This window comes from Brumimicrobium salinarum (assembly GCF_002844555.1).
GTDB lineage: Bacteria > Bacteroidota > Bacteroidia > Flavobacteriales_D > Crocinitomicaceae > Brumimicrobium > Brumimicrobium salinarum.
This window is the reverse complement of sequence record NZ_PJNI01000019.1, coordinates 1-15,901: the sequence shown is the minus strand read 5'-3', so window position 1 is coordinate 15,901 and position 15,901 is coordinate 1. Positions and strand designations below refer to the sequence as shown.

General features: G+C 34.3%; 16 protein-coding genes. 13 read left to right on the top strand and 3 right to left on the bottom strand.

Annotated elements, in window-relative coordinates:
- The first annotated feature begins 137 nt into the window (after positions 1–137).
- Both rlmN and recJ read left to right on the top strand, forming a co-directional pair.
- Positions 138–1,220, top strand: coding sequence for a 23S rRNA (adenine(2503)-C(2))-methyltransferase RlmN (gene rlmN / locus CW751_RS13480; RefSeq protein WP_101335557.1), 1,083 nt, complete (start codon positions 138–140; stop codon positions 1,218–1,220).
- A gap of 163 nt (positions 1,221–1,383) precedes the next feature.
- Complete coding sequence (recJ, locus tag CW751_RS13475) at positions 1,384–3,156, top strand: single-stranded-DNA-specific exonuclease RecJ (protein WP_101335556.1); 1,773 nt, start codon at positions 1,384–1,386, stop codon at positions 3,154–3,156.
- A gap of 132 nt (positions 3,157–3,288) precedes the next feature.
- On the opposite strand, the gene CW751_RS13470 is transcribed toward recJ, so the two are convergent.
- Positions 3,289–5,718, bottom strand: a complete 2,430-nt coding sequence (locus CW751_RS13470; protein ID WP_101335555.1) for a TonB-dependent receptor — start codon at positions 5,716–5,718, stop codon at positions 3,289–3,291.
- 105 nt (positions 5,719–5,823) lie between these two features.
- The gene (locus CW751_RS13465) at positions 5,824–6,540 is read right to left on the bottom strand and encodes a ComF family protein (protein ID WP_101335554.1); all 717 of its coding nucleotides are present in this window, start codon (positions 6,538–6,540) and stop codon (positions 5,824–5,826) included.
- Between the two features lie 206 nt (positions 6,541–6,746).
- On the opposite strand from CW751_RS13465, the gene CW751_RS13460 reads away from it, so the two are divergent.
- From CW751_RS13460 to CW751_RS13445, 4 genes are read left to right on the top strand one after another with little or no spacing between them, the layout of a single operon-like run.
- The gene (locus tag CW751_RS13460) at positions 6,747–7,526 is read left to right on the top strand and encodes an enoyl-CoA hydratase/isomerase family protein (RefSeq protein WP_101335553.1); all 780 of its coding nucleotides are present in this window, start codon (positions 6,747–6,749) and stop codon (positions 7,524–7,526) included.
- A gap of 9 nt (positions 7,527–7,535) precedes the next feature.
- Positions 7,536–8,387, top strand: a complete 852-nt coding sequence (locus CW751_RS13455; protein WP_101335552.1) for a mechanosensitive ion channel family protein — start codon at positions 7,536–7,538, stop codon at positions 8,385–8,387.
- Between the two features lie 38 nt (positions 8,388–8,425).
- Complete coding sequence (locus CW751_RS13450) at positions 8,426–8,722, top strand: hypothetical protein (RefSeq protein ID WP_101335551.1); 297 nt, start codon at positions 8,426–8,428, stop codon at positions 8,720–8,722.
- Positions 8,723–8,735: 13 nt separating this feature from the next.
- The gene (locus tag CW751_RS13445; protein ID WP_101335550.1) at positions 8,736–9,083 is read left to right on the top strand and encodes a hypothetical protein; all 348 of its coding nucleotides are present in this window, start codon (positions 8,736–8,738) and stop codon (positions 9,081–9,083) included.
- Between the two features lie 449 nt (positions 9,084–9,532).
- On the opposite strand, the gene CW751_RS13440 is transcribed toward CW751_RS13445, so the two are convergent.
- On the bottom strand, positions 9,533–10,759 hold the full coding sequence (locus CW751_RS13440; RefSeq protein WP_101335549.1) for a pyridoxal phosphate-dependent decarboxylase family protein: 1,227 nt from the start codon (positions 10,757–10,759) through the stop codon (positions 9,533–9,535).
- A 575-nt stretch (positions 10,760–11,334) separates the two neighbouring features.
- Here CW751_RS13440 and CW751_RS13435 point away from each other — a divergent pair.
- The 7 genes from CW751_RS13435 to CW751_RS13405 all read left to right on the top strand — a co-directional run bounded on the left by CW751_RS13435 (position 11,335) and on the right by CW751_RS13405 (position 15,687).
- Positions 11,335–12,300, top strand: coding sequence for a hypothetical protein (locus tag CW751_RS13435; protein ID WP_101335548.1), 966 nt, complete (start codon positions 11,335–11,337; stop codon positions 12,298–12,300).
- A 70-nt stretch (positions 12,301–12,370) separates the two neighbouring features.
- Positions 12,371–13,186: a hypothetical protein gene (locus CW751_RS13430; protein WP_101335547.1), complete on the top strand. Its 816-nt coding sequence runs from the start codon at positions 12,371–12,373 to the stop codon at positions 13,184–13,186.
- A 5-nt stretch (positions 13,187–13,191) separates the two neighbouring features.
- Positions 13,192–13,620: a hypothetical protein gene (locus CW751_RS13425; RefSeq protein WP_133122227.1), complete on the top strand. Its 429-nt coding sequence runs from the start codon at positions 13,192–13,194 to the stop codon at positions 13,618–13,620.
- 119 nt (positions 13,621–13,739) lie between these two features.
- Entirely contained in the window at positions 13,740–14,558 is an 819-nt protein-coding gene (locus CW751_RS13420; protein ID WP_101335545.1) for a hypothetical protein, read from the top strand.
- A gap of 6 nt (positions 14,559–14,564) precedes the next feature.
- Positions 14,565–14,918, top strand: a complete 354-nt coding sequence (locus CW751_RS13415) for a hypothetical protein (RefSeq protein WP_101335544.1) — start codon at positions 14,565–14,567, stop codon at positions 14,916–14,918.
- A gap of 7 nt (positions 14,919–14,925) precedes the next feature.
- Positions 14,926–15,141 (top strand): T9SS type A sorting domain-containing protein, encoded by a 216-nt coding sequence (locus CW751_RS13410; RefSeq protein WP_165779311.1) that lies wholly within the window; start codon positions 14,926–14,928, stop codon positions 15,139–15,141.
- 93 nt (positions 15,142–15,234) lie between these two features.
- A complete protein-coding gene (locus tag CW751_RS13405) occupies positions 15,235–15,687 on the top strand; it encodes a hypothetical protein (RefSeq protein WP_101335542.1) in 453 nt (150 codons plus the stop codon).
- The last annotated feature ends 214 nt before the right edge of the window (positions 15,688–15,901 follow it).

Below are 15,901 nucleotides of genomic sequence, written 5' to 3'. Positions count from 1 at the left end.
TAACAAGAAATCGCTTGATTTTAAAGTGACAATCATTACAAAAGTAGAAGGATGGTTTATGTTCGTGAATGTTTCACTAGTATTGGCTTTGTTTCTTGTCTATTTCAAAATAATCATCGAACTTTGCAGCTCAATTTATGGAGAAGAAGAAAAACATACGGTCGTTAAGTAAGAATGATTTGAAAAATGCTTTCACAACGATGGGAGAGAAGTCTTTTCGTGCTACACAGGTATATGAGTGGTTGTGGCAAAAAAATGCTGCCTCTTTTGATGAAATGACTAACTTGAGTGTTAAATTACGAAGTCAGTTGAAGGACACATTTTTTATTGACCATATTACTTTAGATGAGCAACAAGTTTCAAACGATAGAACAATAAAATGTGCATTTAATGTCGGAGTAGGGAAGGTAGTTGAAGGCGTTTTAATTCCTACCAAAACCAGAATGACCGCATGTATTTCGTCACAAGTAGGTTGTAGTTTAGCATGTAAGTTTTGTGCTACAGGAAAGTTGAAACTATTAAAGAATTTATCTGCCGGAGAAATCGTCGATCAAGTAGTGCATTTAAAAAATCTTTCAGAAACCAAATACGATCAAAATTTAAGCAATATCGTTTATATGGGGATGGGCGAACCCTTACTAAACTATAAAAATATGATAGATAGTATTGCTAAAATCACTTCTGAAGATGGTTTGGGAATGTCTCCAAAACGCATTACAGTTTCTACTGCTGGAATTGCTAAAATGATTAAAAAACTAGGAGAAGATCAAGTGAAGTTTAACTTAGCGCTCTCTCTTCATGCCGCGAATGATAAGAAACGCGATAAGATTATGGCCATCAATGAGACCAACAATCTGGAAGCTTTGGCGGATGCTTTGCGCTATTTTTATAAGCAAACGGGTACACGCGTAACTTATGAATATATTATTTTTAAAGATTTTAATGACGAACTAGAGGACGCTCAAGAATTAGCCCAATTCTGTAAAATAGTTCCTTGTAAAGTCAATATTATTGAATACAATCCAATTGATAATACAGGTGAACCTGAAGATTTTCACTTTCAACAAGCAGATGCTAAAAAAGTAGACCGATTTGCGGCTTTTCTAGAAGAACGAAATATAATTGTTAACGTGCGTCGAAGTCGAGGGAAAGATATTGATGCTGCATGTGGACAGTTGGCCAATAAAAATGAGGTGGTAACGGAAAGAATGTTGAAGTGAGTGAATTGAACCGTGTCTATATCTACTCGATTCATACAAATTCTTAACTTTTATTATTCATACTGAATAAGTCAGTGCCAGCTAATGTTTTTTTATGCTTTATTTGTTTTTAATTCATAATTTTCATTAACTTGAATTAGACCACCTAAAAAATCAATTATAAATGAATACAAAATGGTTATTTAAAGACGCGCCGAATCTTGAAACTGTTGATGCGTTAAAAAAAGAAATGAATGTCTCCGAAGTTGTTGCGTATATGCTCGTACAACGAGGAATAACTGACTTTGATGCTGCTAAAAGTTTTTTCAGAGGATCATTGAAAGCACTTCACGACCCGTTTTTAATGAAAGGTATGGATCGTGCAGTGGCACGTGTAAATAAAGCCATAGCTGAAGAAGAAAAGATACTCATTTATGGAGATTACGATGTTGATGGAACAACAGCAATCGCTTTGGTTTATGGATTTCTATCACAGTATACCTCAAATATTGCTTATTACATTCCTGATCGTTACGATGAAGGGTATGGAGTGAGTGAAAAAGGAATAAAAAACGCTAAAAAGGAAGGATATTCCTTGGTCATAACTTTAGATTGCGGTATAAAGGCCAACGAAAAAGTTGATTTAGCCAATTCTCTAGCCATAGATATGATTATTTGTGACCATCATACACCTGGAAATGAAATTCCCAATGCAATTGTTTTAGATCCTAAACGTAAAGATTGTGAATATCCTTACAAAGAATTATCAGGTTGCGGTGTAGGATTTAAATTATTACAAGGACTGACCTCAGCTAATCAATGGGACGAAGTTGAATTATTTAAAACATTGGATTTATTAGCCATTAGTATCGCAGCAGATCTTGTTCCGGTAACTGGAGAAAATCGTTTGCTTTCGCAATACGGATTAAAACAACTCAATCAACACACGAGATTAGGTATTGATGTTATGTTGAATTTGGCTAAAAAAGAAAAACCACTTTCATTTACTGATATTGTTTTTACGATTGCACCGCGTATCAATGCGGCAGGTCGAATCGATGATGCCAAAAAAGCAGTAAAATTATTAACTTCTCAAGATAAAGAGGAGGTTCGGAGCATTGCCAAAGAAATTCAAGAGTTTAATGATGAACGTAAAGCTTTAGATAAGGAAATTACGGAACATGCATTAGAGAAAATTGCAGCAGATAATCAATATACCGATAAATGCACTACTGTTGTGTATGATCATACTTGGCATAAAGGAGTTATCGGAATTGTTGCTTCAAGATTGATAGAAAAACATTACCGTCCTACGATTGTGATGACTCAAGCTGAGGATGGTGAAACATGGACGGGATCAGCTCGAAGTATTAAAGGAATAGATATGTATGAAGTTTTAGATAAATGTAGTGCATTTTTAGAAAAATTCGGAGGGCATTATTATGCTGCTGGACTTACATTAAAAACAGAGCACTTATCAAGATTTGAAAACGCTTTTGAAAAAGAAGTGCAAAAAAGAATAGGAAGCGAAACATTGATTCCAGAACAAATCATCGAAAAAGAATTGCCTTTTAATCAACTCTTTAATATTGCAGAGTCAATTTATGAGCTCCCAAGGTTGATGCGTGTTTTAAAACAGTTTGAGCCGCATGGTCCGGAAAATATGAAACCATTATTCGTTGCACGTAACGTTTATGCGCATGATGCAAAATTATTGAAAGGTGAGCATTTAAAAATGAAAGTCTATCAACCCGATTTTCAAAAACATATAGACGCTATATTTTTTAAAAGCCCAACTTCTTTGGCAATTGTTCAAAATGGACCATTTGATATGGTTTTTACGCTTGAGGAAAATACTTTCAGGGGAAAAACCACGCCGCAGTTGATGGTTAAGGATTTGCGCCCAACGGATGCAGATTTCGAAAACATTAATGAATATGCCGTAAACTTAAAGTGATTGATAAATTAAATAGGGAGCTACAAGAATTGTTCAGCTCCCTGTTTACCTATTCTAAACATTTATGATATACATAATTGTCCGAGCATGTGCGTTATTCTAGATTTTTCAAGTATCTGAATTGCATGATTATTAAAACTCAAAAATAAACCCAATTGAAGGAACAACAGTCGATGAAGGATCTGTTAGAATAACTGGAATACCATTACTACCATCCGACTTGATTGGATTTCCATCCGTTGTTTCAAATCCTGTGTTGTCTTCATTCCTTTGGAAAGTATAGTTGGGTGTTCTTGGTGTTTCAAACATAAATAGATTTTGAATATCCACAAACAAGGTTAAACTCACATTATCAAAGTTGATTTTCTTGTCTACACGAATGTCAAATTGCTGATAAATAGGCAATCTTTCACTGTTTAATTGTGCGTAATCCAAGACACCAACTCCTGTGGTCAAGTAATTTTGACGAGAAGCTGATAAATCAAAAGGAGTGTAAGGCTGACCGCCAGAAACGCGGTATTTTACACCTAAATCCCAGTTTTTCTTGAATTTGTATCCCATTGTAGTAGAAAATACGAATCCGTAATCCCAAGTGGAAGGTCTAAAAACTCCGTCGTAGCCTGAAAATTCAGATTTATAAACCGTTGCACTTACGATATAAAATAGGCGATTGATCAATTTCTGCTGCACGTAAGCTTCTACTCCATAAACACGACCTCTTCCCGTTGAGGCATAGGTGTCATTTCCAACCGTAGAGAAGTCTGTACCGATATTTGCCAAAGAAATGCTGTCGGTTAAAGAAACAGGATAATCTCTGTAATCTTTATAGAAAGCCTCTAAGGTAAAACGCAGGTCTTTCTTTGGAATGTACTGTCCACCTACCGTGTAGTGAATGGAATTGATATAGTCTAAATTTTTATTGGCCAGCTCTCCGCTCATATCTCTATAACCCAAAACGGTGTAAACAGGCAGTTTAAAATAAGATCCCACAGAAGCTGAAATATTCCATTTGTCGTTGAAAGAGTAAGCGGTAGATAAACGTGGAGAAATGGTTTCAAGCGGATTGAGTCCATTGTCAGTATAGGTGTTCATGTCAGATCGTACACCTCCAGAAAGTAAAAGTTTGTCTTTCAAAAAGTACTTACTCACATGACCATAAGCGCCAAACTTGTAAAAATCTATATTTGAAGCTGTGTTGAAACTAATCGAAGGAGAAATAACTGTTCCTGTGGAGTCTGTTAATTCATCCTGAATGGTATTGAATAAATCGAGATCGTATTTTACATATTGAGCACTCAATCCGTAGCTTATTTTCCAGCCATCGATAAACTTGTTGACATTGAAACGCAATTTGTTTTCAATTTCATGACTTTTTAAGCTCAATAATTTCGGACCTTCTTTGATGGCGTTATTTGCATATCGATCGGCTCCATTAAAAAACATGTTTCTGCTCAGAGCAACCGTGAAATATCCATTTTTGATTAGCCTTTTTAATGATGCCCCGACGGTATAATTCCATTGTTTAATTAATGGGTTTGATCGGTTGATGTATTCTGTATTAGCATCAGCATCTTCAGGAACTGCCAGTCTAAAATTGTCTATAGCACCAATTCCAATAAAATTCAATTCTGTCTTTTTATTGATTTTGTGATTGATTTTATATTGGAAATCCCAGTAGTCTGGACGAATGGGTAAATCAATGAGCTTAAACAAAAACTGCAAATATGATCTTCTTGCGGAAGCCATAAATGTTGTTTTTTTACCTAAAGGACCTTCTAGTGTTGCTGCTGCTTCACTTCCAGAAAGTCTAAAGTTTCCACTCAATTTGTCGGGATTACCATTTCTTTGTTTAATTACAATTGTAGAAGCTAAAGCATTGTCATATCGACTATCAAAAGCAGAAGAAGTCAGTTGCACATCACGAATAAAGGAAACATTTAAAATTCCTGTAGCACCTCCACTAGCACCTTGTGTTTGGAAGTGATTTAATACTGGAATTTCTATTCCATCGAGATAATAAACGTTTTCGCTAGGTCCACCACCACGTACAATTATATCATTTCTGTTGGGAGATGTTCCACCTGCAACACCAGGTAGTACTTGAATTACCTTAGAAACATCGAAGTTTCCTCCAGGATTGACTTTAATTTCTTCAGCGGTTAATTTTTGTGTAGACAATGGAGTAGTCATGTCTGTCGCTTTTACCATTTTTGAAGCGTTGATGGTAACTTCCCCAAATTCTTCCGATTGATCCTCAAGTTCAATTTCTAAAACCTCCGCATTTCCCGAACTGATATTTATATTGAAAGCGGTAAAAGGTTCGTAACCTACATATTTTGTTTCAAGATTATATTTACCGACTGGCGCTTCAAATTTGAATTTCCCATCGAGATCTGTTCTTGTTTTTAACGTATCGGTATCGTTTTGTAAGGTAATTAAAACACCAATGAGAATATCTTGTAAGTTTTTATCTTTTACCGTTCCAGTAATTACCCCTTTTTTCTGACCATAAGCAGAAGAAATGAAAAATAAAGCGATGGACAAGTATAAAATTTTCTTCATAACAATAATTAATAAGTTCACTGTAACACAAACAAAAGAAGACAAAGTTCTAAGTTGATCCCATTATTTATCTTAAACAGCTCAAAAGTAGAACAATTTCTTATGTTAATGAGCCAAAGCAATCGTTCCTAAGCTCACTTTTGCTTTTACTTTCTTCTCATAAATGGCGCGAGCTGCGTATTCAAGTGTTGAACCTGTCGTAAGGACGTCATCAACAATTAATACATGATTACAATTTTTTAATCCACCTTCTTTTAAGGCAAACTTTCCTTTTACGTTTTCTAAACGTTCCTCTTTGCTTTTTTTTGTTTGTGATTCATCATGTGTTTTACGATAGAGTGCATCTAAAACTGGGATTTCCATTACTTCACTCATGCCTTCTGCGATAAGTAAGCTTTGATTATATCCTCTAATGAATGATTTTTTGGAATGGATAGGGATGGGGATTAATGCATCGATATCTTTAAACTCCTCCATGTTTTTCATCTTTTTGCCCATCATTTCACCCATAAGAACGCCTAAAGACCTTCCTTCTTTATATTTAATTTGGTGTAGAATATTCTTCGTTGAATTGCCATTTTCGTAATAAAGTAAGGCATAAACGCTTTCAATGTTGAGCCTCCCCCAAAATACTTCATCTGCTAAGGTATAGTCTTTATATTTTTCAAAATAGGTGTAATGTAAATCCTGTTCACACATAAAACAAAAATGGTCATTTTGTTGATTTAATTCATTTCCACAGATGACACAAAATTGTGGGTAAATTAAAGATAGAAAACCCTCGGTGTAGTCTTTAATAACCTTGGTGATCTTGTTTTTCATGCGTTTTTTATATTAAACCTTCAGTTAAAGATAATTAAAATCCAACAATTAACTAGCTTGGTGCCTATTGTTGGATGAACAATTTGCTATTTAAGAGTTTAAATACATTTTCTGATTGTTTCATCGTTTGTGATAAATTGTCAAATTGAAACCCTCTAAATTCAATACAAATATGTAATTTTGGAAGTCAACGAAAAAAGAGAATAATGAGTACGATAGATGCGATAAACGAAGGAGATGTTAATTTTTCAATTAATGAAAAAGGAATTGCTACTGTTATTTTTCATCACCCATTAAGTAATTCTTTGCCAGGTCGGGTGTTAAAAAAGTTAGCAGATACCATAACTGATCTAGGAGGTAAGGATGAGGTAAAAGTTATTGTTTTAAAATCTGAAGGAGGCAGAGCTTTCTGTGCAGGTGCTAGTTTTGATGAATTGATTTCAATAAAGGACTTAGAAACTGGAAAGAAATTCTTTATGGGCTTTGCCAACGTAATTAACGCATGTAGAAAGTGTCCTAAATTGATTATTGGACGTGTACAAGGAAAAACTGTTGGAGGTGGTGTTGGACTAGCTTCTGCTGTAGATTATTGTTATGCTACAAAGTTCTCAGCTATTAAACTTTCAGAATTAGCCATAGGAATAGGACCTTTTGTTGTCGGACCAGCTGTAGAGCGAAAAGTGGGAACCTCAGCAATGAGTCAACTAGCGATTAATGCAACAGAATGGCAAAGTGCAGAATGGGCCAAAGAAAATGGTTTGTTTGCTGAAGTTTTTGACAACGTTGAAGAAATGGATAGTGCTGTTGAAACATTAGCAAATAAATTATCGGCTTCTAATCCTGAAGCTATGAAATTGTTAAAAGGAATATTCTGGGAAGGAACTGAAAATTGGGATCAATTACTTCAAGAACGCGCTGCTTTAAGTGGAGAATTAGTGCTCTCAGATTTTACTGTAAATGCGATTAACGAATTTAAAAAGAAGTAATCACATTCAATGGATAAAGAATTTTTTATTGAAATTGAAGAGAAATTAATCGGTTTTTTGTGGGATATCGGACCAACGGTTATTAAGGCTGTTATTGCTCTTTTAATAGGAATTGTTGTCATTAAAATAGTTAAACGCATTTTAAATAGAATAATGCGTAAAGCTAATACAGAATTATCCTTAAGGACTTTTGTCGATAGTCTTGCTACTTTTATTCTTTATGGTCTATTGTTTGCGACAATTGGTATAATTATCGGCATTGAGGCAACATCTTTTATTGCTGCTTTTGGTGGTGCTGCAATTGCTGTAGGTTTAGCATTGCAAGGTAGTTTAGCCAATTTTGCTGGAGGAGTTTTAATCCTCGTTTTTAAGCCTTTTCGTGTTGGTGACTTGATTAAGGTCAATGAAGTGCTTGGTTTTGTTGAAAAAATAGATATTCTTTATACACGTGTTACTACCTATGATGGGCGTATGATTACTATGCCGAATGGAAATGTAGCCAATAGTGATATTGATAATCGTACAATAAATCAAACAAGACGTGTGGAAATAACTATTCGTGTGGGGCACGATGAGGATATAGATCAAGTTATTTCAATCTGTGAAAATGTAATGAAATCACACGCAGCGATTATGAAAGATCCAGAAGCTGACGCATGGCTTGATGAAATAGAGGATTATTGTTTGCGTTTTACTGTTAGAGGTTGGACAGAATGGGAGGAATATTGGCCAGTTTACTGGGAACAGTTAGCTGTGATAAAAAAGGAGCTTGCCAAAGCAGGAATAAAAATAGCAATTCCAAAAAGAGAAATTAATTATTCTCATACTAAAGAAAGAAATAGCACTGATGCTCCTGAATAAAGGTTAACTTTGCTATTGGATTGTTTGTTTAATATGATATGAGTAAAAAGAAAGCGCTTTGCATGCAATGTAGAGAATGGTCAACAAATACCAAGGTTTGTGAACATTGTGGTTACATTATTAGTCAAGAAATCAAAGATGACATTAAGCGAGAAGAGGAATTGAAATTAAATCCACCCAAACCTCCTTCGAAATTAAAAAAGGCAATGGAATATTTGCGAACATCCAAAAATCCACTGCTCAAGGTTTTATATTATGTTTTAATGGGAATTTGGATGTTTTATGCCGGAATTGTTATGCTAATTATGTATTTAGCTGCTTCAGTCGTAGGTTAATAAAAAATCAGTGATGAAGAAAACAATATCTCATCCATTATTCATTGTTCTTTTCTTAATCTATATTACTTATTATGGTCTGAAACAAACTGAAGTTGTTTTTCCATTATTTGTTTCAAGCTACTTGGCAGATTTACTCAGCATCTTTTTGGTCAATACTTTTGCGTTAGCCATTATTAGAAAAGTTCAAAACAAGCCCAATCTCGAATTTCCACCCTTATTAGTGCTCCTAAGTATTGCAATGTTCTCTCTTTTTTTTGAGTTTTATTTACCTTCACAAAGCACCATTTATGTGCAAGACCCATGGGATATTCTGTGCTATTTCATCAGCGGAGGAATGTATGTTCTATGGCGAAGATGAGTGTTAAAGAAGTTTATCGTTCATTATTTGATAACCCCAAAAACGTTAATGAATCAATAAAAAAATAATTGCTTATCCGCTTGTTTTCCAAGGTAATATTCGATTAATGAAAGTTAATAGATCCTGATGTGGAAACACAAAAACTTGTTTTTATTGCTTTCCGAAGGATATTGTTATAAAAAAAATATTGATTTTTAGAACACTATTTAATGATTAAAGTAAGGGATAAACATTTTCTCTAAAAATGAAATCATGAGGCCATTCATAATTCATCATTAAAAAACCTCCAAAAACGTTAAACATATTATTATTTATCAATGATTGGTTTCCAAATAAAAAGGACAGTGTGCAGACCGTCCCTACGTTATACTTTGAATTCATGTTTATCTTTTGGATTATTCTCTAATAATGAAATCATGAACCAAAAATTCATCATTCATCATTCATCATTACTGAAGGTCTTCCAACAACTCACTCAACCTTTCAATTGTAACATGATCCATGATTACGATTTTATTCCATTGTGGAGATTTATGGTTGTCTGGAACGAGACCATATTTTTGTGCTATTTCTGATTTTACATATCTACTTCTGATGGTGATAATATTTGATGAAGGATGTCTGTAGTAATCAATTTTCAGTTCTGCTAATCTTTCACACATCCAGGTCGTTCTTTTCTGAAGAATAAAAACTTTTTCCATCCAGCCAAAAGGACCATATTTAGAAAGAATCATCCATACCGCAACTGCATTGGCTCCAGAACGACTACCAATTAGCGTATTGTCTTCACCTTCTACATAACTTGCTTCTTTGGTGTTTGCGTATCGCATCAGTCCTTTTCGAATCACAAAAATACCGGTTCCATAAGGTGCTTGTGCCATTTTATGTGCGTCAAGTGTTACCGAGGAAATATGTGGATTTCTGAAATCTAAATGATGTTCTTTTTGAGAAAAAGGAAAGTAAAATCCACCATAAGCACCATCCACGTGCATAAAATAATCAAGATTTTCTCTTTCTAAAACGGTCGCAAAAAATTCAGGCTCATCTACTGATCCAAACATTGTTGTCATCATGTTTGCCACAACAATGAAAGCTTTTACACCTTTTGATTTTTGAATATCTATTGCTGATTGAACAGTTTTTTCTGAAATAAATCGACCAACATCTGTAACTTCTACTTTTTGAACAGGCAAATTAAATATGTTCCCTGCTTTATCCATCGAGTAGTGATTGTCTGTAGAAGTTAAGATGCAAATTTCTTCATTTTTTAATCCTTTCTCTTGGTTAAAGTAGTTTCTATAAATCCAAATTGCTTGTAAATTGGCTTCTGTGCCTCCTGAAGCAACGTATCCATCAAACTCTTCATTTGCATCACCTTTTAAAATGTCATGTGCACAGATTTTGATAAGGTCGCGCTCAATTTCATGTGTTCCCGCAAAAAACGGTTCTGATGTCCCTAAAGTATGACAACCAATGTGATTGGGGTTTTTTATCAAAGTAGAAAGGAATGGTGCATCTTTTAGAAAGCTTGCATCCTGACTAAAAACATTTTGGTCGAGGTAGGAAGCGGGGATACCTAAAACATTTTGCTCATCATAATTTACATTTTTTGCTAATGCGTCAAAAACAATTGATTTAATTTCTTCCTCTGATTTTTTGTCCCAATATTTATACATAATGATGTCTTTCTGTTTTTTGCAAAAGTACAATAAAGTATAGATATTGGCCTAAAGATCAAGAATGACCTTAATCAGTATTTATTATTAATAAGTAATTACCTTACTATCCGATTCTTTTGTTTTAGAAATAAATAATAACTGATAAATCCTGGTTTTCAATAACACAAAATCTTTTACTGTCCCCAAAAGTGAATAACTTTTTCACCCATCCATGAGAAAAGTTTTAAAAATATTTGGTTTTATCTTATCTTTGAAGTCTTAAAAACTACTACTTATGATAACCCGGATTATTCATGCATTTAATTTTAAATCTATTCTAGGCACAAGACCTAAAGTAATATATGTATATTTCGCAGGGCTTGTAACGACGAATAGATCAAAATTAAATCAAAATCTTACAAATACACAAATACCCAAAAATGGGTTTCTCACATTTTACAGGAAATACAGTTAAAATACTGACTTACAAATGTTAATATTCTTAAACTTTAAGATTGGTGAACCGAGCCTGCGAGCTCAACGATCATAGGAGTTAATAATTCGGGATAAAACAAATCTCTTTAGCAGTAGCAATGTTATGCTGCTCAACTATCAACTATGCTCAATTTAACTCTCCATGGACTACAAATACGAGTAACTCTGCGCAGAGTGGTTACGTCGGTGTAGGAACAAGTCCAACAGCCAACATGAATACGGTCAAACCAAGGTATAACTTCCAAGTACATGGAGTAGCAGACTACAATTATAATGGTGCTCAAACAAGTATTATGGAAGATAGTTCATCTCAAGGAAATGGTAATTATCAGAAGAATTATGTGTTTCCAATTAATTTCGGAAAAACTGCTCGAATTGGAATTACAAATTCTGTAACTGGAATTGGAGAAAATGATGGAGGCTTGATCATGATGGCACAAAAGAATTTATCTTTTTCAAATAGAGAAAATGGTAATCTTACTATTTCCATTCCTAGAGCAACCATGAAGTTTGATAATTCTTCGGGTAGGGTATCCATTGGAGGTGTCTCTAGCGGTAATGAATATGGTAAGTTTAATGTATATACTTCCGATAATGGGATGAGTATTAGAGTTAATAATGCATTGAAGTATGCACTTCGCTTAAAAGTCTCAACTGACAATAATAATGTGATTGAAGCTTATGGCTCAGATAATTCCGTACCTAATTTTCAAGTAACAGGAGGTGGAAATGTTTATGCAAGAAGATACATTACAACATTAAATCCTTTTCCAGATTATGTTTTTCAACCGGATTATAAATTAAGAACTTTTGCGGAATTGAGAACATTTATCAACACGCACAAACATTTACCAAACATGCCAACAGCCACTGAAGTGGATGAAAACGGCGCTGATATAGGAGAAATTAATCGACTTTTAGTTGAAAAAGTAGAAGAATTGACCTTATACGTGCTAGAACTCGAAGAACGACTATCAGCAGCAGAATCAAACGATACCAACAATGAATCTTTACAAAAGCGTATCGAAAAACTAGAAGAATTGATTTTAGAATTATCTAAATAATAGGTAACTTAGATGTTGTAACCTGAAAATTATCGAATTCGTAATTGATAATACGTAATTAAATTATGCTATGAAAACATTACTAAAATTTTTACTACTACCATTCCTCTTTCTACTGGCTTTATTTGCATGTAAAAAAGAACAACCTGAAATTTTAAACGCAGAAGATCCATGTGATTGCGCAAGTGAAGTGAGTGCGGATTTTGAGATACGAGAAGCACTTAATAATGGCGCACCTTCCATAAATATGTACACAGTTACAGATGATATCTTGGCGTATAAAACAGCCTATTTTAAAGCTAAAGAAGCTGATGCAGAATATACTTGGTATATAGGTGCTGATATTGAAACGGATAGAGAGACAGCTAAGTTTTTTCCGGGTCAATGGGCAGGAAGCGTTATTCCGATTACACTTGTAGTGGAAAAAGAACCAAACACCATTTGTTTTCCGAATGACGATGGTTACGATTCAATAACGAAATACATGGGCGTTCATAGTTTTTGCGATTCAAGTATTATGGAAGGAACATTTCGCGTTGCTGAAGAAAATTCAATTGACTCTTTTGATATTGTTTTTGATTTAGAATTGGCGTATGCCGCACCGGGTGTTTTATCAAACAGTAATTGTTCCAGATTGGATTTTTATAACTATGACAGGAATGGAAGTAATTGCGTGGGATATGATAATGTCATGGCGCGGAATTATAGGGCCTTTAGAAGTGGTATTTTTTCAAATTGGGGAGGAGCCTCACACGAATGTGGTGATCTTTTGATTAAGAAGTGTTACTTAGATTTAAATAATCAACTGTTTTTAAGTTATGAATATTGGCATGTTAATGATCCAGAAGCAATCGAACTTAATGTTAATGGTAGAAAATTAAATTAAAAAATATGAAACATTTATATATTATATTGAGTGTGTTTACATTTAGCGTGTTTATTCATGTGGCTTATGGACAGTGCGAAAACAACGTGAGTACGGATTATAACCAAACACCAATAAATAATGCTTTGCCAACTAACTCTCCAAATCCTGCGTATGGACAAAAGTTTTTAAACGAGTTTGATTGGGTGCCACGATCTGTAAATCAAACAGTGGAAAAATACCAAACCATCAATATGAATTCAAATATTTTAGATGCAGGGGAAATCCAAAACATTTATTCAAATCAACAACACCCTTTTTATTCTTATTTGTACAACGATATAGAACCAAATCCACAAAATGGTTGGGAATTATTAGCCGATAACAGAGGGTGGTATCCGTCAAATGATATTGAAACTCCAATGTCGAAGGCAAAAGAAAAATTTTTTCATTAATAACTCATCATTAACAAGAAACATTACCTTAACTGTGAAATTAATAATTTAAAGATTTATAATCCAATAGTGATCGAATTCGTAATTAACAGATTCGTCATTCGTAATTAATATATGCTATGAAAACATTACTAAAATTTTTACTACTACCATTCCTCTTTCTACTGGCTTTATTTGCATGTAAAAAAGAACAACCTGAAATTTTAAATGCCGAAGACCCGTGTGAATGTGCGAGTGAGGTGAGTGCGGATTTTGAAATACGAGAAGGGCTTATTAATGGCGCAGCACCTTCCATAAATATGTACACAGTTACAGATGATATCTTGACGAATAAAACAGCCTATTTTAAAGCTAAAGAAGCTGATGCAGAATATACTTGGTATATAGGTGCTGATATTGAAACGGATAGAGAGACAGCTAAGTTTTTTCCGGGTCAATGGGCAGGAAGCTTTATTCCGATTACTCTTGTAGTGGAAAAAGAACCAAACACCATTTGTTTTCCGAATGACGATGGTTACGATTCAATAACAAAATACATGGGCGTTCATAGTTTTTGTGATTCTAGTATTATGGAAGGAACATTTCGCGTTGCTGAAGAAAATTCAGTTGACTCTTTTGATATTGTTTTTGATTTTGATTTGGCGTATGCCGCACCTGGTTTATTGTCGAACAATGATTGTAGACGATTGGATTTTTATAACTATGACAGGAATGGAAGTAATTGCGTAGGATATGATTATACAATGGGGCGTAACTATCGGGCCTTTATAAACGGTACTATAACAGATTGGGGGGGAGATTCATGGGATTGTAAAGACATTTATATCAGAAAATGTTCTTTAGATTTAGAAGGTCAGTTTTACTTGGATTACGAGTTTGGACATCCTTCTGTAGGGGGGGTTATAAAATATGAAGTTTTTGGAAGGAAATTAAATTAAAAATTCATGAGAATCATAAGAGCTACAACATTGGTGCTTGTCTTTATTTTGGGCGCGCTAAATTTATCCACAAGTTTTAGCCAATGCGAAAACAACGTAAGTACGGATTATAACCAAACATCGACAAATAATGCTTTGCCGACTAACTCTCCAAATCCTGCGTATGGACAAAAGTTTTTAAACGAGTTTGATTGGGTGCCACGATCTGTAAATCAAACAGTAGCCAAATATCAGACGATAAATATGAACTCCAATATATTGGATGCTGGCGAAATTCAAAACATTTATTCAAATCAACAACACACTTTTTATTCTTATTTGTACAACGATATAGAACCAAATTTACCCCAACCCAACTAATGGAAATGTGGCAGTTAATATATCATTAAATGAAGAAGTTAATGGTCAACTGTACATTACAGATATGAATGGTAGAGTGCTCAAAACCGCGTTCGACAATCAAATTTTGCGAGCAGGAGATTCAAGACATCAATTGGCAACGGAATCTTTGTCAAAAGGAATATATTTAGTACATTTAATTGTTGGTGGAGAACGCCATGTAAAACGATTGGTGAAACAGTAAAAAAATGATATATTCACCGTAAATTGAGTTTAACAAGTATGAATTTTTGAATTCTTAATTGATTGATTCGTAATTCGTAATTATTTTTATTCTATGAAAAAACTAACATTATTACTCATCGCAACAGCATTTTTATTTTCAGCATGCGATAAAAACAAACGTGCTTCCAAACAACTAATGAAAGCTGGGAATTGGGAGGTGAAAGAACTATCTGTTGATGGCGTGAATCAAACATTAATTCCTACATGGGAAATCCAAGACTGTGACATTTACGAAACGGTTTGTGAAGGCACATGGTCGAGTGACACTACTAAAAGTAAGTTTTATTGGCAGTTTAACGATAAAGCCCAAACATTCACTATTTCTCGTGTTGTGGCACCAGAAGATTGCGGAGACTTTTACACCGAAGAAGTAGAGCAGCAAACCTTTAAGTTCAGCGGAGATTATGATGTAACCAAAAACAAGCGTAAATCCAAAACATTTGAAAGTTATAATACCCTCGGTTTCGAAGGTCAAAAAGTTGTGATTCATGTGGAGGTAGATTGACAATTAAAAATTGAGCTGACACATTATTCATTCATAATAAATAACAGTTATGAAAACACTGTTTAAACTTTTAATATTCGCCGTTTTTTCACTGCTCCTCTTTTGGGCATGTAAAAAAGAACAACCTGAAATTTTAAACGCAGAAGATCCATGTGAATGCGCAAGTGAAGTGAGTGCGGATTTTGAGATACGTGAAGGACTTAGTAATGGCGCA